27 protein-coding genes are annotated in these 21271 nt (G+C 66.6%); 12 read left to right on the top strand and 15 right to left on the bottom strand.

The window, feature by feature from the left end; genetic code table 11:
* A partial coding sequence (locus tag A5699_RS06350; protein WP_231965608.1) for a DUF349 domain-containing protein occupies positions 1-1292 on the top strand: 1292 nt, incomplete at its 5' end.
* Here the strand turns inward: A5699_RS06350 and A5699_RS06345 are convergent.
* Both A5699_RS06345 and miaB read right to left on the bottom strand, forming a co-directional pair.
* On the bottom strand, positions 1289-1894 hold the full coding sequence (locus A5699_RS06345; RefSeq protein ID WP_067767044.1) for a hypothetical protein: 606 nt from the start codon (positions 1892-1894) through the stop codon (positions 1289-1291). The genes A5699_RS06350 and A5699_RS06345 overlap by 4 nt on opposite strands.
* Complete coding sequence (miaB, locus tag A5699_RS06340; protein ID WP_067767041.1) at positions 1882-3447, bottom strand: tRNA (N6-isopentenyl adenosine(37)-C2)-methylthiotransferase MiaB; 1566 nt, start codon at positions 3445-3447, stop codon at positions 1882-1884. The genes A5699_RS06345 and miaB overlap by 13 nt, the downstream gene beginning before the upstream one ends.
* A gap of 158 nt (positions 3448-3605) precedes the next feature.
* Here miaB and A5699_RS06335 point away from each other — a divergent pair, with 158 nt between their 5' ends.
* From A5699_RS06335 to A5699_RS06320, 4 genes are read left to right on the top strand one after another with little or no spacing between them, the layout of a single operon-like run.
* Positions 3606-4334 (top strand): amino acid ABC transporter ATP-binding protein, encoded by a 729-nt coding sequence (locus A5699_RS06335; RefSeq protein ID WP_067767037.1) that lies wholly within the window; start codon positions 3606-3608, stop codon positions 4332-4334.
* 31 nt (positions 4335-4365) lie between these two features.
* Positions 4366-5178 (top strand): glutamate ABC transporter substrate-binding protein, encoded by an 813-nt coding sequence (locus tag A5699_RS06330; protein ID WP_067767034.1) that lies wholly within the window; start codon positions 4366-4368, stop codon positions 5176-5178.
* A 21-nt stretch (positions 5179-5199) separates the two neighbouring features.
* Positions 5200-5880 (top strand): amino acid ABC transporter permease, encoded by a 681-nt coding sequence (locus A5699_RS06325; protein WP_067767031.1) that lies wholly within the window; start codon positions 5200-5202, stop codon positions 5878-5880.
* Positions 5880-6776, top strand: coding sequence for an amino acid ABC transporter permease (locus A5699_RS06320; RefSeq protein WP_067767028.1), 897 nt, complete (start codon positions 5880-5882; stop codon positions 6774-6776). The genes A5699_RS06325 and A5699_RS06320 overlap by 1 nt, the downstream gene beginning before the upstream one ends.
* Here A5699_RS06320 and recX read toward each other — a convergent pair whose 3' ends face one another.
* The 5 genes from recX to A5699_RS06295 all read right to left on the bottom strand — a co-directional run bounded on the left by recX (position 6777) and on the right by A5699_RS06295 (position 10149).
* The gene (gene recX, locus A5699_RS06315) at positions 6777-7337 is read right to left on the bottom strand and encodes a recombination regulator RecX (RefSeq protein WP_067767025.1); all 561 of its coding nucleotides are present in this window, start codon (positions 7335-7337) and stop codon (positions 6777-6779) included.
* Positions 7306-8358: a recombinase RecA gene (recA, locus tag A5699_RS06310; RefSeq protein ID WP_067767022.1), complete on the bottom strand. Its 1053-nt coding sequence runs from the start codon at positions 8356-8358 to the stop codon at positions 7306-7308. The genes recX and recA overlap by 32 nt, the downstream gene beginning before the upstream one ends.
* Before the next feature lie 165 nt (positions 8359-8523).
* Entirely contained in the window at positions 8524-8772 is a 249-nt protein-coding gene (locus A5699_RS06305) for a hypothetical protein (RefSeq protein ID WP_231965606.1), read from the bottom strand.
* The gene (locus A5699_RS06300; RefSeq protein WP_067767019.1) at positions 8773-8967 is read right to left on the bottom strand and encodes a DUF3046 domain-containing protein; all 195 of its coding nucleotides are present in this window, start codon (positions 8965-8967) and stop codon (positions 8773-8775) included.
* Between the two features lie 9 nt (positions 8968-8976).
* Positions 8977-10149: a glycosyltransferase gene (locus A5699_RS06295; RefSeq protein WP_067767055.1), complete on the bottom strand. Its 1173-nt coding sequence runs from the start codon at positions 10147-10149 to the stop codon at positions 8977-8979.
* 40 nt (positions 10150-10189) lie between these two features.
* Between A5699_RS06295 and A5699_RS06290 the strand changes: the two genes are divergently transcribed.
* Positions 10190-10633 carry a limonene-1,2-epoxide hydrolase family protein gene (locus A5699_RS06290; protein ID WP_067767016.1) on the top strand — a complete coding sequence of 148 codons (444 nt, stop codon included), beginning with the start codon at positions 10190-10192 and terminating at the stop codon, positions 10631-10633.
* A gap of 6 nt (positions 10634-10639) precedes the next feature.
* Here the strand turns inward: A5699_RS06290 and A5699_RS06285 are convergent, their stop codons facing one another.
* From A5699_RS06285 to pgsA, 5 genes are all read right to left on the bottom strand, one after another.
* Positions 10640-11470, bottom strand: a complete 831-nt coding sequence (locus tag A5699_RS06285; protein ID WP_067767013.1) for a hypothetical protein — start codon at positions 11468-11470, stop codon at positions 10640-10642.
* 20 nt (positions 11471-11490) lie between these two features.
* Entirely contained in the window at positions 11491-12306 is an 816-nt protein-coding gene (pspA, locus tag A5699_RS06280; protein WP_067767010.1) for a phage shock protein PspA, read from the bottom strand.
* A 214-nt stretch (positions 12307-12520) separates the two neighbouring features.
* Positions 12521-12850, bottom strand: coding sequence for a transcriptional regulator ClgR (clgR, locus tag A5699_RS06275; RefSeq protein ID WP_067767007.1), 330 nt, complete (start codon positions 12848-12850; stop codon positions 12521-12523).
* Between the two features lie 81 nt (positions 12851-12931).
* Positions 12932-13420: a CinA family protein gene (locus A5699_RS06270; protein ID WP_067767004.1), complete on the bottom strand. Its 489-nt coding sequence runs from the start codon at positions 13418-13420 to the stop codon at positions 12932-12934.
* Positions 13398-14003 (bottom strand): CDP-diacylglycerol--glycerol-3-phosphate 3-phosphatidyltransferase, encoded by a 606-nt coding sequence (gene pgsA / locus A5699_RS06265; RefSeq protein ID WP_142254012.1) that lies wholly within the window; start codon positions 14001-14003, stop codon positions 13398-13400. Before pgsA ends, A5699_RS06270 begins: the two co-directional genes overlap by 23 nt.
* A gap of 42 nt (positions 14004-14045) precedes the next feature.
* Here pgsA and A5699_RS06260 point away from each other — a divergent pair, with 42 nt between their 5' ends.
* Both A5699_RS06260 and A5699_RS06255 read left to right on the top strand, forming a co-directional pair.
* Positions 14046-14567, top strand: a complete 522-nt coding sequence (locus A5699_RS06260; RefSeq protein ID WP_197508208.1) for an amino-acid N-acetyltransferase — start codon at positions 14046-14048, stop codon at positions 14565-14567.
* 100 nt (positions 14568-14667) lie between these two features.
* Positions 14668-15153 carry a hypothetical protein gene (locus A5699_RS06255; RefSeq protein ID WP_157561115.1) on the top strand — a complete coding sequence of 162 codons (486 nt, stop codon included), beginning with the start codon at positions 14668-14670 and terminating at the stop codon, positions 15151-15153.
* Positions 15154-15173: 20 nt separating this feature from the next.
* Here the strand turns inward: A5699_RS06255 and A5699_RS06250 are convergent, their stop codons facing one another.
* Positions 15174-17756, bottom strand: a complete 2583-nt coding sequence (locus A5699_RS06250; protein ID WP_197508207.1) for a DNA translocase FtsK — start codon at positions 17754-17756, stop codon at positions 15174-15176.
* A gap of 159 nt (positions 17757-17915) precedes the next feature.
* Here A5699_RS06250 and A5699_RS06245 point away from each other — a divergent pair, with 159 nt between their 5' ends.
* Complete coding sequence (locus A5699_RS06245; RefSeq protein WP_067766992.1) at positions 17916-18230, top strand: putative quinol monooxygenase; 315 nt, start codon at positions 17916-17918, stop codon at positions 18228-18230.
* The gene (locus A5699_RS06240) at positions 18230-19057 is read left to right on the top strand and encodes a mycofactocin-coupled SDR family oxidoreductase (protein ID WP_067766989.1); all 828 of its coding nucleotides are present in this window, start codon (positions 18230-18232) and stop codon (positions 19055-19057) included. Before A5699_RS06245 ends, A5699_RS06240 begins: the two co-directional genes overlap by 1 nt.
* On the opposite strand, the gene A5699_RS06235 is transcribed toward A5699_RS06240, so the two are convergent.
* Entirely contained in the window at positions 19054-19461 is a 408-nt protein-coding gene (locus tag A5699_RS06235) for a group III truncated hemoglobin (protein WP_067766986.1), read from the bottom strand. The genes A5699_RS06240 and A5699_RS06235 overlap by 4 nt on opposite strands.
* Positions 19462-19531: 70 nt before the next feature.
* On the opposite strand from A5699_RS06235, the gene A5699_RS06230 reads away from it, so the two are divergent.
* Together A5699_RS06230 and A5699_RS06225 are read left to right on the top strand one after the other, a co-directional pair.
* Positions 19532-20152 (top strand): metalloregulator ArsR/SmtB family transcription factor, encoded by a 621-nt coding sequence (locus tag A5699_RS06230; RefSeq protein ID WP_067766983.1) that lies wholly within the window; start codon positions 19532-19534, stop codon positions 20150-20152.
* Positions 20153-20154: 2 nt separating this feature from the next.
* Positions 20155-20592, top strand: coding sequence for a hypothetical protein (locus A5699_RS06225; RefSeq protein ID WP_067766980.1), 438 nt, complete (start codon positions 20155-20157; stop codon positions 20590-20592).
* On the opposite strand, the gene A5699_RS06220 is transcribed toward A5699_RS06225, so the two are convergent.
* Positions 20578-21246, bottom strand: coding sequence for a hypothetical protein (locus A5699_RS06220; RefSeq protein WP_157561114.1), 669 nt, complete (start codon positions 21244-21246; stop codon positions 20578-20580). The genes A5699_RS06225 and A5699_RS06220 overlap by 15 nt on opposite strands.
* Between the last annotated feature and the right edge of the window lie 25 nt (positions 21247-21271).

Raw genomic sequence — 21271 nt, 5'->3', positions numbered from 1 at the left:
CGCCCGATGACGCGCCGAGGCCAGGTCCAACGCGCCCAGTCCCCCGCCCCAGCCGGGTCGCCCCGGTGGTCGCGGCGGCGCCGTCCAGCGATCCACACCGCTTCGGGCGGGTGGACGACGACGGCACGGTGTGGTTGATCACCGGATCCGGTGAGCGCGTCATCGGATCGTGGCAGGCCGGCGACACCGAGTCGGCGTTCGCCCACTTCGGCCGACGCTTCGATGATCTGCACACCGAGGTGGCGTTGCTGGAACGCCGGTTGTCCTCCGGCACCGGCGATGCTCGCAAGATCAAGTCTGCCGCGGCAACATTGGCCGAAACTCTGCCCACCGCAGCAGTTCTCGGTGACGTGGACGCACTCGGCGCCCGCTTGACCGCGATTTTGGAGCATGCCGACGCCGCCGCCCAGACCGAGCGTGCTCAGCGTGATGAGCACCGCGCCGCGCAGACCGCACGCAAAGAGGCATTGGCCGCCGAGGCCGAGGATCTGGCGGCCAACTCCACCCAGTGGAAGGCCGCCGGCGACCGTCTGCGCGAGATCCTCGATGAGTGGCGCACCATCACCGGCCTGGACCGCAAGATCGACGACGCCCTGTGGAAGCGGTACTCGACAGCGCGGGAGACGTTCAACCGCCGCCGCGGCTCGCACTTCGCCGAACTCGACCGCGGCCGCGCCGGTGCCCGCCAGGTCAAGGAGGCGCTGTGCGAGCAGGCCGAACAGCTGTCCGGGTCGACCGATTGGGGCGCCACCAGTGCGGCGTTCCGTGACCTGCTGAACCAATGGAAGGCCGCGGGCCGGGCGGCCAAGGATGTCGACGACGCCCTGTGGCACCGCTTCAAGGCCGCGCAGGACACGTTCTTCGGAGCCCGCAACGCCGCGCACGCCGAACGGGACGCCGAGTTCAAGGCGAACGCCACCGCCAAAGAGGCACTGCTGGCCGAGGCCGAGAAGATCGACACCACCGATCTGGACGCCGCGCGTGCGGCGTTGCGCGCCATCGGCGACAAGTGGGACGCGATCGGCAAGGTTCCGCGCGAGCGGGCCGCGGATCTGGAACGACGACTGCGTGCGGTGGAGAAAAAGATCCGCGACGCGCCGACCGGCGGCGTGGATCCCGAAGCCCAGGCTCGGGCCGATCAGTTCCGTGCCCGCGCCGAGCAGTTCGAGCGGCAGGCCGAGAAGGCCGAAGCGGCCGGCCGGGCCAAGGACGCCGCCGAGGCCAGGGCCAGTGCCGAGCAGTGGCGGCAGTGGGCGGACGCCGCCGCTGCCGCGCTGTCCGAGCGCAGTTAGGGCTTGTCGGGCTCGTCCGGCTTTTTATCGGTGACGCCGTTGCCGCCCGGGCCCAACAGCCCCTGCTGCTGCACCTTGGCCGCCGCCCGTCGTCGGTCCTCCTCGGCCGCCAACTGAAGGGCCGTGCGCGACCACACCACCCGGGCCCAATGGAAGGTCAGCACGATCACCGCAAGCCAGGCGATGATCAACCCGATACCGGGGCCGGGATGGCCGGCAGCGGTCTGACGTGACCACACCGCGAGCATCCCCAGCGCACTGGCCACCGCGGATCCGGCCAGGGCCACCCAGGCCAGCGCCCAGCGGCGAGTGATCAGCGCCAGCGTCGAGAACCCGACCGAGAACACCAGCGCCAGCCAGACGAACACCCGCGACGGCAGCGAGACGCCATCGCCGACGGCTACGGCGTCGCCGACGAGGACGTCGAATCCCTTGGTGTGCCCGGTGTGGGGCAGCACGAACGACAGCAGCACGACGAACACGAAGATCGCCACCACCATCGCCCGGGGGCCGGTGTCGAATTCGCGGGCCACCCGGCGTTCGACGTCGGCAAGCTCGTCCTTGAAGCGGTCAAAGTCACTTTCGTTGCTCAACAGCCACATCCTCCTGATGCCGGCGGGGTGGTCGGCGCACCGATCCGCGGCAGTCCCAGCCCGACGCCGGTGCGGGGACGCTGCCCCGCCGCATGGGCGTCGCCGGCGCGGGTGCGCCGATGACCGGACAGCGGGGCATCCGCGATCAGATGATGCGGTGCGGCGCCGGTCACGGTCGTGACGACGATGTCGCCGGGTCGGATCTCGCCCTCGCCCGGACTGAAATGCACCAGCCTGCCGTCGCGGGCCCGACCGGACATCCGCGCGGTGCTGGCATCCTTGCGGCCCTCACCGGTGGCGACCAGCAGTTCGACCTGCCGGCCGATCTGAGCCTGGTTCTCCTGCAGTGAGATTCGCTCCTGCAGCTCGATCAGGTGCTGATAGCGTTCGGTGACAACCGCTTTCGGCAACTGATCGGGCATGTCGGCGGCCGGTGTGCCCGGCCGGATCGAGTACTGGAACGTGAACGCACTGGCGAACCGCGACGCCTCGACGACGTCGAGGGTGGCCTGGAAATCTTCCTCGGTCTCCCCCGGGAACCCGACGATCAGGTCCGTGGTGATCGCGGCGTGCGGGATCGCCGCCCGTACCTTGTCGATGATGCCGAGATAGCGCTCGGCCCGATAGGACCGGCGCATCGCCTTGAGGATCCGATCGGATCCCGATTGCAGCGGCATGTGCAGCGTCGGGCACACGTTCGGGGTCTCGGCCATCGCCTCGATGACGTCGTCGGTGAACTCGGCCGGGTGCGGCGAGGTGAAGCGCACCCGTTCCAGGCCGTCCACATCGCCGCAGGCGCGCAGCAGCTTGGCGAACGCGCTGCGGTCCCGCGGCACATCCGACCAGTTCGTCGGGTCCTCGCGCAAGCGCTCGTCCGAAGCAAACGACACGCCGTAGGCATTGACGTTCTGGCCCAGCAGGGTGATCTCGAGCACGCCCTGGGCGGCCAGGGTTTGCACCTCGGCCAGGATGTCGCCGGGCCGACGGTCCACCTCTTTGCCGCGCAGCGACGGCACGATGCAGAACGTGCAGGTGTTGTTGCAACCCACCGAGATGGAAACCCATGCCGCATAAGCGGACTCGCGCGTGGCGGGCAGGGTCGACGGGAACTCCTGCAGGGCCTCGACGATCTCGACCTGCGCGGCGCGGTTGTGCCGGGCCCGCTCCAGCAGCGTGGGCAGCGCGCCGATGTTGTGGGTGCCGAACACCACATCGACCCACGGGGCCTTCTTCAGCACCGCGTCGCGGTCCTTCTGCGCCAGACACCCGCCGACGGCGATCTGCATGTTCGGGTCGGCGTTCTTGCGCGGGGCCAGGTGGCTGAGATTTCCGTAGAGCTTGTTGTCGGCGTTTTCCCGCACTGCACACGTGTTGAACACCACGATGTCGGCGTCGGCGCCGTCCTCGGCGCGCCGGTACCCGGCGTCTTCCAGCAGGCCCGACAACCGTTCGGAGTCGTGCACGTTCATCTGGCAGCCGTAGGTTCGGACCTGGTAGGTGCGTGCGGCGTGCTCGTGGGGTGCCGACGGCTCCTCGCGCAAGCGCTCGTTGGGGGGCACCATCGTTGTCACGGCTTCAATGGTACGGAGCGGGCCAAATCGCCAACGCGGCGGATTCTCCAGATCCGGGCAGGTTGGACGTTCCCTGGGTAAGGTCACCTGCCATGGGAAGCCCCGGCGAGCCGCCGCAGGTCGACGCTGCGGCGCCACCAGATGTGCCGATGATCTCACTGCAGGAAGTCAACAAACACTTCGGCTCCTTGCATGTACTCAACGACATCAACCTCGAGGTGGGCCGTGGCCAGGTGGTCGTGGTGCTCGGCCCCTCCGGCTCAGGTAAATCCACCTTGTGCCGCACCATCAACCGGCTGGAGACCATCGACTCGGGCACCATCGCCATCGACGGTCAACCGCTGCCGGCCGAGGGTCGCAGACTGGCCCAGCTGCGTTCAGACGTCGGCATGGTGTTCCAGTCGTTCAACCTGTTCGCGCACAAGACGATCCTGGAAAACGTCACCCTCGCCCCGGTGAAGGTGCGCCGCAAATCCAAGGCGCAGGCCCGCGAGACGGCGATGGCTCTGTTGGAGCGGGTCGGGGTGGCCAACCAGGCCGACAAGTACCCGGCCCAACTGTCGGGCGGTCAGCAGCAGCGGGTCGCCATCGCCCGTTCGCTCGCGATGAACCCCAAGGTGATGTTGTTCGACGAGCCGACCAGCGCCCTGGATCCCGAGATGATCAACGAGGTGCTGGCGGTGATGAGCTCGCTGGCCGGCGAGGGGATGACGATGGTCGTGGTCACCCACGAGATGGGCTTCGCCCGGCGGGCGTCGGACCGGGTGGTGTTCATGGCCGACGGTGCCATCGTCGAGGACGCGCCGCCGGCCGAGTTCTTCGACAATCCGAAATCCGATCGCGCCAAAGATTTTCTCGGCAAGATCCTGTCCCACTAACCACTGACGCTCCGGCGAAAGGAACCCGAACATGCCCTCTGTGCCGTTCAAGTTGGTCGGTACCGTCGCACTCGCCATCGCGCTGCCCCTGGCGGCCACCGCGTGCGGCGGTGGCGATGACGGCAACAAGATCGTCATCGGTACCAAGTACGACCAGCCCGGGCTCGGCCAGAAGAAGCCCGACGGCACCATGGCCGGATTCGACGTCGACGTGGCCAAGTACGTGGCCAACGAGTTGGGCTACAGCGAGGACCAGATCGAATGGAAGGAAGCCCCCTCGCCCCAGCGCGAGACGCTGATCCAGAACGGTCAGGTGGACTACATCGTGGCCACCTACTCGATCACCGACGCCCGTAAAGAGAAGGTCGACTTCGCCGGGCCGTACCTGCTGACCGGCCAGAGCCTGTTGGTGCGCTCGGACAACAACGACATCACGGGCGCGGCCTCACTGGAGAACAACAAGAAACTGTGCTCGGTGTCGGGCTCGACCCCGGCGCAGCGGATCAAAGACGAGTACCCGATGGTGCAGTTGCAGCAGTACGACACCTACACGCTGTGCCTGGACGCCCTCAAGAACGGGGCCGTGGACGCGTTGACCACCGACGAGGTGATCTTGGCCGGCTATGCCGCGCAGAGCCCGGGCGCCTTCAAGATCGTGGGCGACAAGTTCTCCGAGGAGCGCTACGGCATCGGCCTGAAGAAGGGTGATACCGAGCTGCGCAACAAGATCGACGACGCCATCGAGAAGATGGAATCCAGCGGCGCCTGGAAGGAAGCGTTCGAACGCAATCTGGGCCCGGCCGGAATCACCACACCGGAACCGCCCGCCGTCGACCGCAACTGAGCCGGGGGTAGCGCACCGACCGTGGAAATTTTCGACGAGTACCGCGATCAGATCTTCGCGGCGTTCTGGACCACGATCCAGCTGACGGTGTACTCCGCGATCGGTGCGCTGATCCTGGGCACGGTGCTGGCGGCGATGCGGCTGGCGCCGGTCCCAGTGCTCAATTGGCTCGGCGCCGCGTACGTGAACGTCATCCGCAACACTCCCCTGACCCTGATCATCGTGTTCTGCGCGCTCGGGGTGGGACAGACCATGCGGATCACGTTCACCGATCCGAACTCGCCGACATCGATCACCGACAGCAACTTCCGCCTGGCGGTGCTCGGATTGACCGTCTATACCGCATCGTTCGTGTGCGAGACGGTGCGTTCCGGGGTCAACACGGTGCCGATCGGGCAGGCCGAGGCGGCCCGCTCACTAGGCTTCTCCTTCGGCCAGAACTTGCGATTGATCCTGCTGCCACAGGCTTTTCGCGCCGTGATCATCCCACTCGGGTCGGTCTTGATCGCTTTGACGAAGAACACCACCATCGCTTCGGCGATCGGCGTGGCCGAGGCGGCGTTGTTGATGAAGGACATGATCGAAGACACCGCCGCGGTCCTCACGGTCGGTGCGATCATGGCGGCCGGGTTCATTCTGCTGACACTGCCGCTGGGACTGTTCTTCGGTTGGCTGGGTAAGCGCCTGGCGGTGGCACGATAATGCGCAGCGCATCAGTCCTGTTCGATGCGCCGGGTCCGCGCGCGAGGGTACGCAATCTCGTTCTGGCGATCCTCGCGGCGATCGGCGCCGGCGTCCTGATCGTGTATGTGCTGTTCCGGCTGTGGCAAAAGGATCAACTCCAGCCCGACAAGTGGAAACCGTTCCTCACGTCGGATCTCTGGATTACCTACGTGCTTCCCGGGATCGAGGGCACGCTGACGGCGGCGGCGGTGTCCATCGTCCTGGCCCTGGTGTTGGGCATGGTGCTGGGCATCGGCCGGCTGTCGCCTATTGCCCCGATCCGATGGATCAGCGCGGTGATCGTGGAGTTCTTCCGCGCCGTGCCGGTGTTGATCATGATGCTCTTCGCGTTCTTCCTCTACGGCCTCTCCGGCAGTTTCCCGTCCGAGTACGTCGCCCTGGCCGGGGTGGTGACGGGATTGACGCTCTACAACGGGGCGGTGATCGCCGAGATCGTCCGAGCCGGCGTCAATTCCCTACCCCGTGGGCAGCGGGAAGCCGCATGGTCGTTGGGCTTGACCTGGACCCAGACCATGCGGCTGGTGCTGCTGCCGCAGGCCATCACCGCGATGCTGCCGGTGTTGGTGTCTCAACTCGTCGTGGTGCTCAAGGACACCGCGATCGGCTACCAGATCACCTTCGTGGAAATGGTGCGTCAGGGCACGAACATCGGCTCGGTGTACCAGAACATTCTTCCCGCGTTGATCGTCATCGCCGTCCTGATGATCAGCGTGAACATCGCCCTGTCCTCGTTGGCCACCAGGATCGAGCGCCGGATGCGGCGCTCTCGTCGCGGTCCCGTACCACTGGAACCAGAGGCCGTCGAACAGGAAGGCGCACCGGGAGCGCAGGTATTGCAGACCCAGCGCGACTGATCACACCCGACGGCGCTCCCGCTCGCTGGCAAGTTCGACGCTGACCACGTCGAAGGCCATCGACTGGTTGTAGCCACGGCGGGCCAGCATGCCGACCAGCCGGCGGGTCACCTTCACGTCACCGTCGTCACTGAGCTTTTCGCGACGCAACTTGTCCCGCACCAACTGCTCGGCCCGCTGCCGTTCGGCGGCCGGGTCGAGATCGGCCAGCGCCGCGTCGATGACGTCGTTGTCGACGCCCTTCTTGCGGAGCTCGACAGCCAAGGCGCGCTTGCCTTTTCCCGCGTTCGCGTGCCGGGACCGCACCCACTGCTCGGCGAAGTCCTCGTCATCGATCAGCCCGACATCGGTGAGCCTGTCGAGCACCTTGGCACTGAGGCCTTCGTCATAACCCCGTTTGGCGAGGTGCTCGGTCAGCTCGGCGCGGGTGCGAGCCCGCACGGTGAGCAGGCGCAGGCACACGTTCTTGGCCTGCTCCTCGCGCTTGCGAGGGTCCTGCGCCTGCTCGTCCTCGGGCGTGCCCGACGGATCAGAAGTCAACCGGGGCGGGAAGGACGTCATCAGTGGCCTCGGCGGTCACGACCGCACCGATACCGAGCTTCTCCTTGATCTTCTTCTCGATCTCGTTGGCGACATCGACGTTCTCCAGCAGGAACTTGCGGGCATTCTCCTTGCCCTGCCCCAGCTGTTCGCCCTCATAGGTGAACCAGGAGCCGGACTTGCGGATGAATCCGTGCTCGACACCCATGTCGATGAGCGAACCCTCGCGGCTGATGCCGTGGCCGTAGAGAATGTCGAACTCGGCCTGCTTGAACGGCGGCGAGACCTTGTTCTTGACGATCTTGACGCGAGTCCGGTTACCGACCGCATCGGTGCCGTCCTTGAGGGTCTCGATGCGGCGGACATCCAGGCGGACCGAGGCGTAAAACTTCAAAGCCTTACCGCCCGTTGTCGTTTCGGGCGAGCCGAACATCACACCGATCTTCTCGCGGAGTTGGTTGATGAAGATCGCGGTGGTGCCCGAGTTGTTCAGCGCACCGGTCATCTTGCGCAGCGCCTGGCTCATCAGACGGGCCTGCAGACCGACGTGGCTGTCACCCATCTCGCCCTCGATCTCGGCGCGGGGAACCAGGGCCGCCACCGAGTCGATGACCAGGATGTCCAGCGCACCCGAGCGCACCAGCATGTCGGCGATCTCCAGCGCCTGCTCACCGGTGTCGGGTTGGCTCACCAGCAGTGAATCGGTGTCCACACCGAGCTTCTTGGCATATTCCGGATCCAGCGCATGCTCGGCGTCGATGAACGCCGCGATGCCGCCGGCGGCCTGGGCATTGGCCACCGCATGCAGCGCCACGGTGGTCTTACCCGAGGATTCCGGACCGTAGATCTCGACCACGCGGCCGCGGGGCAGGCCGCCGATGCCGAGGGCCACATCCAGGGAGATCGAGCCGGTGGGAATCACCGAGATGGGCTGGCGGACCTCGTCACCGAGGCGCATCACCGAGCCTTTGCCGAAATTCTTGTCGATCTGGGCCATCGCCAGTTCGAGCGCCTTTTCGCGATCGGGGGCCTGTGGCGCCATGAGTGTCTCCGTCCTCGTGATGTTCGGTGATCGGTTTCGATCAGTTGGCCGTGACGCTAGAGGCAGCCACCGACAAGTCGGCTCGACCAGCATCTCGCCCTCACATGCCGACCATGTTAGACGAACACGTGTTCGACTCAAGCGGACACGCCGGGTGGTCAGGCGTCAGCGACGCCAGTTCGGGAAGTTGTCGAGATCCCGCAGCGTCATCACGAAACCGGTCGCACCGACCGCGATGGCCAGGAGATATCCGATGGCGGCCTGCCATCCGGTCAAGACGGACGCGACCAACCAGCACAGCAGTACCGCTGCGATCACCAGCAGGACACCGTAGAGCGGCGTCCGCATCGGATGGTCACCCAGACCCATAAGTCCGGTATACGCCCAAAACCCGAGCAGGAAAAGACCGGTCACTCACCATTGATCGCGGGGCACGTCGAAGTCGGCACACAATGCCCGCCACACCGTGCGCGGTTCCACCCCGTCCTCGATGGCCTGCGCCGGCGTTCGACCGTCGAGGTCGGCGAGCACATGGTCGACGAGCAGCGAGCGCCCCCGGATCGAGCCGAACTGGCCGTCCACGAGTTCATGGAATTCCGTCAACCGCACGCGCCCAACCTACCCAGCGCCGACGAGGGCGTCATGGCACACCCGTACCGGATCTTCCACCTCGGTCACCGAGGCACCGGCCCGCTGGGCGGCCGACCGGTACGACGGCGACGCCAGCACATCGGCCACCGCCCGGGTCAGCGCCTCACCGGTCAGCGGCCGTACCAGCTGCGCACTGCCTTGGCGCACAACACGATTGGCCAGCTCCCACTGATCACCACCGCCGGGCACCACGACCATCGGCACGCCGGCCAACAAGGTCTTGGACACCATGCCGTGCCCGCCGCCACAGATCACCAGGTCGGCATGTGACAACAACTCGTCCTGACGGCCCAGCCCCACGACGGCCCAGGGCGGCACGTCGACATGGGCCCCACCGAGCCGCGACACCACCACGCGGGCGCCGTCGGGCAGCGTCTGGCCCGGCCGCAGCGACTCCAGCGCCAGCTCGGCCATCCCCTGCGTACCGGTGGTCGCCGTCGACGGCGCCACCACGATCACCGGCCCAGCGCCCGGCGGCACGGTCAGCACCGCGTCGGTCGGTTCGAAGTGCAGCGGACCCACCACCACCGCCTCGGCCGGCCAGTCCGGGCGGGCCACCTCCAGGGCCGGCAGGGTGGCGATCAACCGGCGCACCGGTCCCGGGTCGAGGACGGGCAGGCCGATCTCGGTCCGCACCTCGGCCCGCTGGGCCAGCCCGGCCCGCCAGGATCGCGCGGTCAGGGCGCGCATGACGGAATCGCGCAGCCGGCCCCTCAGGCCGACGCCGGGGGCCAATCCGCTCCCGATCGGCGGCAATCCCTTCGATGGCAGATACAGCGGATGCGGGTTGAGCTCCACCCATGGCAGCCCGAGCAGTTCGGCAGCCAGTCCACCACAGGCGGTGATCACATCGGACACCACCAGATCCGGGCGCAGATCACCCAGGACAGGCACGTTGAGCTGCGCCATCCGCCCGGCACGTTGATGAATCTTGGCCCCGGCGTCGGCGTCGTCATCGTCGTCGATCGGATCGAGACCGACCAGCTCAACCGCATCGACACCCGCCGCGCGTGCCGTCTCGAGCCATTCCACGCCGGTCAGCAACGTCGGACGGTCCCCAGCGGCGGCGAACTTCAGGCATAACGCAAGGGCCGGGAAGGCATGTCCGGGATCGGGTCCGGCGACGATGGCAACGCGCACCGACCTACCCTGCCACAGCACATCCCACTAGGCTTCGGGCATGGCTGACCAATCCACCACGGCCGCGCAGGCCTCGACCACGTCTGTCACAACGGTCGAGACGTTCCTCAACGCGCTGCAGGAGCAGGACTTCGACACCGCGGAGAACGCCCTGGCCCAGAACCTCGTCTACCAGAACGTCGGCCTTCCGACCATCTACGGGCGCAACCGGGCGATGAAGCTCTTCCGGTCGATGCAGGGCCGCACCGGCTTCGAGGTGAAGATCCACCGGATCGCCGCCGACGGCAATGCCGTGTTGACCGAACGCACCGATGCCCTGGTCTTCGGGCCGCTGCGCCTGCAGTTCTGGGTGTGTGGTGTGTTCGAGGTGCACGATGGCCGAATCACGTTGTGGCGGGACTACTTCGACTTCCTCGACATGTTCAAGGCGACCTTGCGCGGCCTGGCCGGCGTGGTGGTGCCGTCGCTACGCACCACTCTGTGAGGCGGTTCAGGCGCGGCGCAGTTGCCCGAGTTCGTCGAACGCCTGCGCCCAGCCCAGCAGCCGGTCGGTAGCGCCGGTCAACTCGTTGCGGTAACGCTGCTGCGACAACGGTGAGGCGTCGCCTTGCCCGCTGTTCACCGTCGACACCAATTGCGCTGCGGCAGTCACCATCTCGTTGTACTGGCGCACGCCTTGCCCGAGCTGAGCGGTGAAGGCGTTGATGGTGGGCACCAGATGCTGCCGAGACTGTGGCGCATTGCTGATCGCACGTTCCATCGCGACCACCTCGGTAGCGGTGGCCGCCATCGTCCGTGCCGTGTGATTGGCCACGGCATTCAGTTCACGCAACTCGTCGGCCGGTAGCATCCGTCCGCGCTCCAACACGCCGAGCAGCGAGAACATCCCCCGCTCCGAGGCCATCAGCGCCGACATGGGCTGCCGCGCCGCAGAACCCCACGGCGGCAACCGACGTCCGGAGACCGGGCGCTGCGGCGGAAGCGGCTCGGCGCGCAGCCAGCGGTAGCGCAACCAGAGCAACGTCGCCGGAAAGGCTGCGCCGGCGGCGATCACGCCGGTGATGATCAGGCCCCAGACCGGTGTGCTCCACGACGCCAACAGCGCCGTGACGAGCACCCAGAACACGCTCGACAAGGTGAAGAACACTGCCAGTCGCGCCGCCCACCGCCGTTTGCGCAACAGCTTGGCGCGCGGATCGGCCGCAGCGCTGAGCTTTTCGCTCAATGCTCCGGACAAGTCGGCTGCAGTGTCGATGCCCCGCTGCACGCCGTGCTGCAGCAACGACTTCCAGGCGCTCGATCCACCGGTCTTGGTAGCCATGATCTAGAACACTCGAATCACTATTGGCCGAGCGGCTTTTCAGGGTTGGCCGGGGCCGGGTTGGTGGCCGGAGTGGCCGGGGTCGCCGAGGTGGCATCACCGCTGGGCAGGGCGTCGCCGCGCATCGAGGCGCGGATCTGCTCCAGCCGGGAGTGCCCGGCCATCTGGACGCTGGCCTGCTGCACCTCCATCATGCGGCCCTGCACCGAGTTCTGCGCCAGCTCGGCCTGCCCGATGGCGTTGGCGTAGCGGCGTTCGATCTTGTCGCGGACCTCGTCCAGACTGGGCGTGTTGCCCGGGGCGGCAACCTCGCTCATCGACCGCAACGAGGCGCTGACCTGCTCCTGCATCTTGGCCTGCTCGAGCTGGCTGAGCAGCTTGGTGCGCTCGGCGATCTTCTGCTGCAGCATCATCGCGTTCTGCTCGACGGCCTTCTTGGCCTGCGCCGCGGCCTGCAGCGCCTGATCGTGCAGACCCTTGAGATCTTCGACGCTCTGCTCGGCGGTGACCAGCTGAGCAGCGAATGCCTCGGCGGCGTTGTTGTACTCGGTGGCCTTGGCGGCATCACCGGCCGAAGTGGCCTGATCGGCCAGCGTCAGCGCCTGACGGACGTTCACCTGCAGCTTCTCGATGTCGGCGAGTTGACGGTTGAGCCGCATCTCCAGCTGACGCTGGTTGCCGATGACCTGGGCGGCCTGCTGGGTGAGTGCCTGGTGCTGACGCTGCGCGTCCTCGATGGCCTGCTGGATCTGAACCTTGGGATCGGCGTACTCGTCGACCTTGGAGCTGAACAGCGCCATCAGGTACTTCCACGCCTTGACGAACGGATTGGCCATGGGTTCGTTCCGCCTTATCTGTCGGGCTTGCCGGTCAGACCCGTGACCGGGCCTCATTGATTCAAGTTGCCGCAATTATTCTGATGCCAACTTATCGGTTCCGGGCATGACGCCACAGCCCCGCGGGCTGTTCGCATGGGGCGTTTCGGCGAAAATGTGCAATCACCCACACCACCGCCATCGACCCGGCACCGGGGCCGTCGTCACACCCGCGTCACGCCACCGCCATCGAGACGGCCTGGGGAATGACCACCTTGGTCGAGGCATCGATATGGGCCACGTTCGGCGGCGTCGCCGCGGCGGCGTGTTCCCGCTCGGCCAGGCTCTCGCCGGCGTCGCTGAGCACCCGGGACAGCGGCACATCGAGTGCGTCGCAGATCGCGCTGAGCAGTTCACTGGAGGCCTCCTTGCGGCCCCGCTCCACCTCGGAGAGGTACCCGAGGCTGACCCGCGCCGCATCGGACACTTCACGCAACGTGCGTCCTTGGTCGGTGCGGGCGTTGCGCAGCACGTCGCCAATCACCTCGCGCAGCAATGCCGTCATGGTGCCTCCTTCGCCTGTCTGTCACAGGTTCGCTAAGAGACCAACGCCGCAGGCCACCACGAGGTTCCCGAACGGCCGCAGTTATTGATTTTCCACCAGGACCCGCAGGCGCGAGATCGCCGCGTCGACCGCTGCCCGCCGGATATCCCAGCGTGAACCCGACAGTGACAACTCGATGACCTCGGTGTCCACCGGCCCGGCCAGGCCGATGAAAACCGTGCCCACGGGATGGCCGCCGTGCGGTTCGGGGCCGGCCACACCGGTCAGACCGACGCCCCAGGTGGCGGCGCAGCGCTGCCGGGCTCCGACGGCCAGGGCCCGGGCCGTCGGCGCTGCGACGGGCCCGACCGCGTCGAGCACCTGCGGAGCCACCCCGGCCAACCAGATCTTCGTGTCTTCGTTGTAGGTGATCAGACCGCCCTGCAGGACCGCACTGGCCCCGGGTGCCCCGGCCAGCGTCGCTGCCAGCAGTCCAGCGGTCAGCGACTCGGCGGTGGCCACGCTCTGCGAACGCACGGTCAGATCGGCGACCAGCGCCCGGGCGTCGTCAGTGAGCAGCGGATCGTCCACGGGAATCCCTGATCGCCGAGATGACATAGTCGGCACCGGTGAGCACGGTCAACACCACCGCCACCCACATGATCGCCCAGGCTACGTCGAGCCAGATGGTGGGCCACGCATGCAGCGGCAGCACGAACAGTCCGATTGCCACGGCCTGCACCAGCGTCTTGAGCTTGCCGCCGCGACTGGCCGGGATCACGCCGTGCCGCAGCACCGCAAAGCGCAACACCGTGATCCCGATCTCACGGAACAGCACCACCACGGTGATCCACCACGGCAGGTCGTCAAGCAGCGACAGCCCGATGAGCGCAGCGCCGATCAACGCCTTGTCGGCGATCGGATCGGCCAGTGTGCCGAATTCGGTGATCATCCCGTAGCTGCGGGCCAACGCACCGTCGAAGTGGTCGGTGATCACCGCGATCGCGAATACCGCGAAAGCCGCGATCCGCCAGCCGGTTTCATGACCGTCTCCGACGAAGAGGAAGACGAGGAAGACCGGAACCAGCACCATCCGCACACCGGTGAGCACATTGGCGAGGTTGGCCACGCGCGCACGCGGGACCACCGGATCGGTAGAAGGTTGGCCCGGCACCGCAACAGAATATCGGTAGCCACAACCGATACTCTTGCGCCTGTGAACCCAGGCAGTGTCGCGTCGCGCAAACACCCTGTGGTGCGCCGCGCCAGCACCTCCGATGTCCCGGCGATCAAGAGGCTGGTCGACGTCTACGCGGGCAAGATCCTGCTGGAGAAGAACCTGGTGACGTTGTATGAGGCGGTCCAGGAATTCTGGGTGGCCGAACTCGACGGTGAACTCGTGGGGTGCGGCGCCCTGCATGTGCTGTGGGCCGACCTGGGCGAGGTCCGCACCGTGGCGGTGCATCCGAAGGTGCGGGGCACCGGCGTCGGCCATCTGTTGGTGGAGCGGTTGCTCGATGTCGCCCGCGATTTGCACCTGCGACGAATCTTCGTGTTGACCTTCGAGGTCGACTTCTTCGGCAAGCACGGCTTCGAGGAGATCGACGGCACCCCGGTGACGGCCGAGGTGTACGAGGAGATGTGCCGCTCCTACGACACCGGTGTTGCCGAATTCCTCGACCTGTCCTACGTCAAGCCCAATACGCTGGGCAACACCCGAATGTTGTTGACGCTGTGAAGCGCGCCCCGATTTCCGCCGTATTCATGCGGCGATGAACAGGGATTGGGCCGGCAACCGTCTCCGCGCCACGCAATCTCGGATGAGGAGTGGTCCCCTGATGCGACGAACAGTCCGAATGTTTGCCGCGTTGGCCATGGTGATCGGCCTGGCGACGACGGGGTGTTCCTGGATCGGCGATCGAGTGACGGGCAACCGACAGGAACAGGCCGACGATATCGCGCGGCAAATCCGCTCCATGCCCGGAGTGTCGAAGGTCGAAACGAACTACCGGAAGAACATCACCGAAGGCGAACTGTTCACGCTGCGTGTCTTGCTGGACCGGGATGCCACCCCCGCGCAGGCCGCCGAGGTGGGACGCACATTCGTCACCCAGGCCGATGCCGAGGGGTTCGTCACCGCGAACTCTGCAGAGATGGTGCTGTCCTACCCGCTGCCTCCCGGTGAGAACAACCACTTCTCTGACACATTCCAGACCAGTGTCGACATCGCCAACAGACCTACAGATGCAGTTCTCGACGCCGATCAGGTCGCTGCCGAGTTCGCCGACTGGTTACAGGCAGGGCAATCGCGGGTCGCCAAGTAGGCACGAGCGCACCCACCCGGTCAGAACTCGTCCGGATCGTCTTCGGCGTCAGCACCATTGGCGTCGGAACCGCCCCGGATCAGCGCCAGGGTTCCGGCCAGCTCGTCGGGTTTGACGAGCACCTCACGCGCCTTGGAACCCTCCGACGGGCCCACGATGCCGCGGGTCTCCATCAGGTCCATCAGCCGGCCCGCCTTGGCGAAGCCGACGCGCAGCTTGCGTTGCAGCATCGAGGTGGAGCCGAACTGTGAGGACACCACGAGTTCGACGGCCTGCAGGAAGACGTCCATGTCGTCGCCGATGTCCGGGTCGACGTCCTTGCGTTCGCCGGCCTTGGCCGCCGTGACGCCTTCGACGAACTCCGGTTCGGCCTGAGACTTGGTGGCCTCGACGACGGCGTGGATCTCCTCGTCGGTGATGAACGCGCCCTGCATACGCAGCGGCTTGTTGGCACCCATCGGCAGGAACAGGCCGTCGCCCATACCGATCAACTTCTCCGCACCCGGTTGGTCCAGGATCACGCGGGAGTCGGTCAGCGACGAGGTCGCGAACGCCAGCCGCGACGGCACGTTCGTCTTGATCAGACCGGTGACGACGTCCACCGACGGCCGTTGGGTGGCCAGCACCAGATGGATACCGGCGGCGCGCGCCTTCTGCGTGATGCGCACGATGGCATCTTCGACGTCACGCGGGGCGGTCATCATCAGGTCGGCGAGCTCGTCGACAATGGCCAGGATGTAGGGGTACGGCTTGTAGACCCGTTCACTGCCCAGCGGCGTGCTGATCTCGCCGGAGCGCACCTTCTCGTTGAACACGTCGATATGACGCACTCGGGACGCCTTCATGTCCTGATAACGCTGTTCCATCTCCTCGACCAGCCAGGCCAGCGCCGCCGCGGCCTTCTTGGGCTCGGTGATGATCGGCGTGATGAGGTGCGGAATGCCTTCGTACGGCGTGAGTTCCACCATCTTCGGGTCGATCAGGATCATCCTGACCTCTTCCGGGGTGGCCCGCGCCAGCAGTGACACCAGCATCGAGTTGACGAAGCTGGACTTACCGGAGCCGGTGGAACCGGCCACCAACAGGTGCGGCATCTTGGCCAGGTTGGCCGAGACGAAATCGCCTTCGATGTCCTTGCCCAGTCCGATCACCAACGGGTGGTGATCACGACGCGTCGACGGCGCAGTGAGCACGTCGGACAGCCGGACCATCTCGCGGTCGGTGTTGGGCACCTCGATACCGACGGCGGACTTGCCGGGGATCGGGGCCAGCATGCGGACGCTCTCGGTCGCGACCGCGTAGGCGATGTTGCGGTGCAGCGCGGTGATCTTCTCGACCTTGACGCCCGGGCCGAGCTCGACCTCGTAGCGGGTGACCGTCGGGCCGCGGGTGCAGCCGGTGACCGCGGCGTCGACCTTGAACTGTTCGAGCACCGAGGTGATGGCGGCTTCCATCTGATCGTTGGCGGCGGTGCGCAGTTTCGGCGGGTCACCGGCGATCAGCAGATCCAGGGACGGCAGCGTGTAGGGACCCTCGACCACGCGGTCCATCACCAGCGTGTCGTCGGCCGCCTTCTTCGCTTCGGCCTTGGGTTCGGCCTTCTTGCGCCGCGGCTTGACGGCCGGCTCCGGGATGGTCGGGGCGTCGGTGTCCTCGGGCAACGGGTAGTTGTCCATCGGCGTGCCGGTCGGCGTCTTGGGTGCCTCGATGGCAGCCGTCGGCCAGGACTGGGGTTGGGCGTCGCCTCGGGCGACATCGTCGTCGTAGTAGCCGTCGGAGTAATCGTCGGGCCCGTCGTCGTACTCGTCGGCGTAATCCCCGTCGTAGTCGTCGTACTCGTCGTCGTAGCCGTCACGGAATGCCCTGGTGCTGAACATGGCGCGCAGCGTCGAGGGCACTTCCCGGATCGTCGTGCCGGTGATCAGGAGCAACCCGAACAGCACTCCGATGAACAGCAGTGGCGCGGCGATCCACTCGGTCAGGCCGTCCGACAGCGGGCCACCGATGGCGAAGCCGACGAACCCGGCGGCGTGCTGACGGGCGATCGGATCCTGCGGCGACCCCGACCACAGGTGCCACAGCCCGAGCATCGGAAGCGCGATCATCGCCGAGCCCAGGATCAGTCGCGGGCGCGATTCCGGGTCGGGCTCGGTGCGCATCAGCACGACGGCGATGACACCGAGGATGACGGGCGCCAGGACCACCGGGCCGCCGATCAGCGTCCGCAGCGCGGTGTCGATCCACTGCCCCACCGGGCCGGCCGCGTGGAACCAGGAGCTCGCGGCGACGACGACGGCGACGCCCAACAGTGCGAGCGCCAGCCCGTCGCGGCGGTGGCCCGGCTCGATATCACGGGCGCGGCCCACCGAGCGCGCGGTCGACCCGGCCCCCTTGGCGAGCATCAACCAGCCGGCACGAGCGCCTTGGCCCAGCTTCTGACCGGCCACTGATACCGGCGAGGTCTGCGGGCGTCGGGCGGGCTTGCGTCGCGGCGCAGCCGGTCGGCCCGAGCGGGCCGGCGCCGGACGCCGGGACCCGCCCCGCGAGCTGGCGTTTGACCTGCTCGAACGCGCTCCGGATCGGCCGGCGGTCTTGTTAGCCATGTGTGCAAGCCTAGTCGCATATGCCCCACAACCACCATCTGCCACACGGGTCACAAGACGGTATCGAATGACACTTAGCCATACTCATCGAATTCGCCGCCCTATCGCTTAGGGTGGACACTCGTCCAGTTTCGGCACTCATCGAGGAGTTCTACACACATGCCAGTTGTCGTCGTCGCCACCATGAAGGCCAAGCCCGAGTCCGTCGACGCCGTGCGCGAGGCCTGCACCAAGGCGGTCGCGGCCGTGCATGAAGAGCCGGGCTGCCAGCTCTATTCGCTGCACGAGACCGATGGCACCTTCGTGTTCGTCGAGCAGTGGGCTGACGCCGATGCCCTCAAGGCACACAGCACCGCGCCGGCGATCGGCGCGCTGTTCGGCACCGTGGGCGAGCTGCTCGACGGCGCCCCCGATATCAAGATGTTGCAGCCGGTCGTGGCGGGTGACCCCGCCAAGGGGCAGCTGCGTAGCTGATGAACGCCGCCGCTCCCCTGGCCGGCAAGGTCGCGTTCATCACCGGCGCCGCCCGTGGCCAGGGGCGGGCCGAGGCCCTGCGCCTGGCCGCCGATGGGGCCGACATCATCGCCGTCGATCTGTGCGACCAGATCGACTCGGTGCCCTATCCGTTGGCCACCCCCGAGGACCTGGCCGAGACCGTCGCGCTCGTCGAAAAGGCGGATGCACGCATCGTGGCCACGCAGGCCGACGTCCGGGATGAAGAGGCGCTTCGGAGTGCCCTGCGAACCGGCGTCGACCAACTCGGCCGGCTCGACATCGTCGTCGCCAACGCCGGGATCGCCCCGATGCAATCAGGGCCCGAGGGCTGGCGCGACGTCATCGACGTGAACCTCAGCGGGGTGCATCACACCGTGGAGGTGGCCATCCCGATCATGATCTCCCAGGGCGACGGCGGATCGATCGTGTTGATCAGCTCGGCGGCCGGCCTCATCGGCATCGGTGGCGGTGATCGCGGTTCACTCGGCTACACCGCCGCCAAGCACGGGGTGGTCGGACTGATGCGCGCATATGCCAACCACCTTGCGCCGCATAGCATCCGAGTCAACACCATCCATCCCACCGGGGTGGACACGCCGATGATCAACAATGACTTCACCCGGTCCTGGCTTCGACAGGTTGCCGAAGAATCCGACACCCCCACCGACATGGGCAATGCCCTGCCGGTGGGCGCGCTGGCCGCCGAAGACATCGCCAACGCGGTGGCGTGGCTGGTTTCGGATCAGGCCCGCTATGTCACCGGGGTGACGCTCCCGGTGGATGCGGGCATCGTGAACAAGCGTTAGCAGGCAACCAATGCGTCGAGCTCGGCAGCGTCGGCGCCGGCCAGCCGGCGGTGCATCGCCTTGGCGATACGTCCGGCCTGGAGCTTGGCCCGTTCGGCGTGCGGGCCCTGATAGAGCTCGTCGACGGTCTCGGTCCACAACGTCAGCCATCGCACGAAATGCCGCGCGGCCAACGGATGGCGGCCGTGCAGATCACGGTGCACGGTGAGCGCACTACCGTGGTAGAGGCCGGCCCGAAACAGCACGGTCTCCCAGAAATCGCACATGACCGGCAGGTGGGAGCGCAGACCCTTGGCGCGCAATTCGGCGAACGGCTCGGCAAGCACCGGGTCCGACAGCGCCTTGCCGTAGAAGCGCCACAACAGCAACTCGACGTCGTCGCGGCTTGTCAGGTCCTCAGCCATCGGAGGAAAGCCTTCCTGGGCCGGTTGCCCGCCCTAGTTTCTACAACCGTTTCTTGTATAAACTGTAACCATGATCTCTGCGATCGGGAAGCGTCGAGTCGACGTCCTGCGCACACTGAAAGCCTCGGACGACCCGATGACGATTGCGCAGATAGCTGCCGAACTCGCAGTCCACGCGAACACCGTGCGGTTTCACCTCGAGCATCTAGAGGCTGCCGGGCAGGTGGAACGTGTCGAACCTCACCAACGCACTCCGGGCCGGCCCGCGCAGCTGTATCAAGCGGTGCGTCGCATGGACCCGACCGGACCGACGCGCTACCGGCTGCTCGCCGAAATCCTGGCCAACGGATTGGCGGTCGACGACGACCCCGCGGCCAAGGCCCGCGAGATGGGTCTCGCCTGGGGACGCACGATGGACAAGCCGGCAGATGACTCCCCCGTCGAAGCCTTGGTGCGTCTGCTCGACGACACGGGTTTCGCTCCGGAACCACCTGCGGACGGCCGACTCAACCTCCGCCACTGCCCGTTTCTCGATCTCGCCCGGACCCGGGCCGCGGTGGTGTGCCCGATCCACCTCGGCCTCATGCAGGGCGCGCTGGAAAGCTGGCAGGCGCCCGTTGCCGTGGAGCGGCTCGACGCCTTCGTCGAACCGGATCTGTGCGTGGCCCATCTGGGCCCGAAAGGAGATTGATTATGAATGCCGGTCTGGCTGTCGCAGTCGCGGTCGCCTTCTGCTGGCTGGGCATGGTGCTGGCGATCTCGTTCATCGAGGCGCCGTTGAAGTTCCGGGCACCTGGTGTGACGCTACAGATCGGACTCGGCATCGGCCGCAGGGTTTTTCGTGCCCTCAATTCCGTGGAGGCCGCCTTCGCCGTCATCGTCATCGTGATGTTCGCGCTGCACCGGCCATCCGCAGCAGTGATCACCGCTTTCGCAGTTGCCATCGTGGCGCTGGCCGTTCAACTGATTGCGGTGCGGCCCAAGCTGACTCAGCGCTCGGACGCCGTGCTGGCGCTTGCCCCGGGTGAGGAGCCGGCCGGGCGGTCCCAGGTGCACTACGTCTACGTCGCGTTTGAACTCATCAAAGTGATCGCCCTGCTGACCGGCGGAATCCTGCTACTTGCCGGCTGACTCCACCGACGGTGTATCGACCCGGACCACAAGGCCTTTCGAATACGGCCGGTGCGGGTCACGCGGATCGGTCTCGGGAAGAATCAGACGCCAGCCCTGGTTCGGGTTCTTGTCCCCGGCCACCAGAAAACCGCCCCGGGCATCGGGACCGGCCAGTTCGTCGGCACTGCGAATCCGGCCGCCCGCGAACAGATCCCCAGCCTGGTCAAGTGCTGCCGGATCCGCAGCCAACCGTCCGAGCCAGGAGACGATCACATCATGCGCGTACGCCGCCTGCGCAGCCGGCAACCGGACGTCGATCAGGATCGCCGTCTTGGCATCAGGCACACCGGCGGGATACACGTCGCACAGGATTCCGCCGCGCATCACCCGGTCGTAGAAACGACGCATCAGGATGGCCGGCATGAGTTTGGTGCCGCCGAACAAGAACGCGAACCACACTGCCACAAGCACTGTGAACACAACCATGTTCTGGTGATCACGGGTTGCGATGGCGTAGGCCACCACACACAGGAGGTATGCCGCGCCGATGGCCATCATCGTCACGAACGCACGGAACAGGTGCGGATACTCCACTGCACGTTTGATGTCGTCCGCTGAGTTGAGCGGAGGAATCGGACGGCGACGCTCGAAGGCACCTGTGGGGAGGCTCACCAAGCCAATCTAACGGCTGTAGAGG

Origin of the sequence: Mycobacterium sp. E802, assembly GCF_001666875.1 — a bacterium.
Classification (GTDB): domain Bacteria; phylum Actinomycetota; class Actinomycetes; order Mycobacteriales; family Mycobacteriaceae; genus Mycobacterium.
The sequence above is the reverse complement of the archived record's forward strand: the minus strand, read 5'-3'. Positions and strand labels throughout refer to the sequence as shown.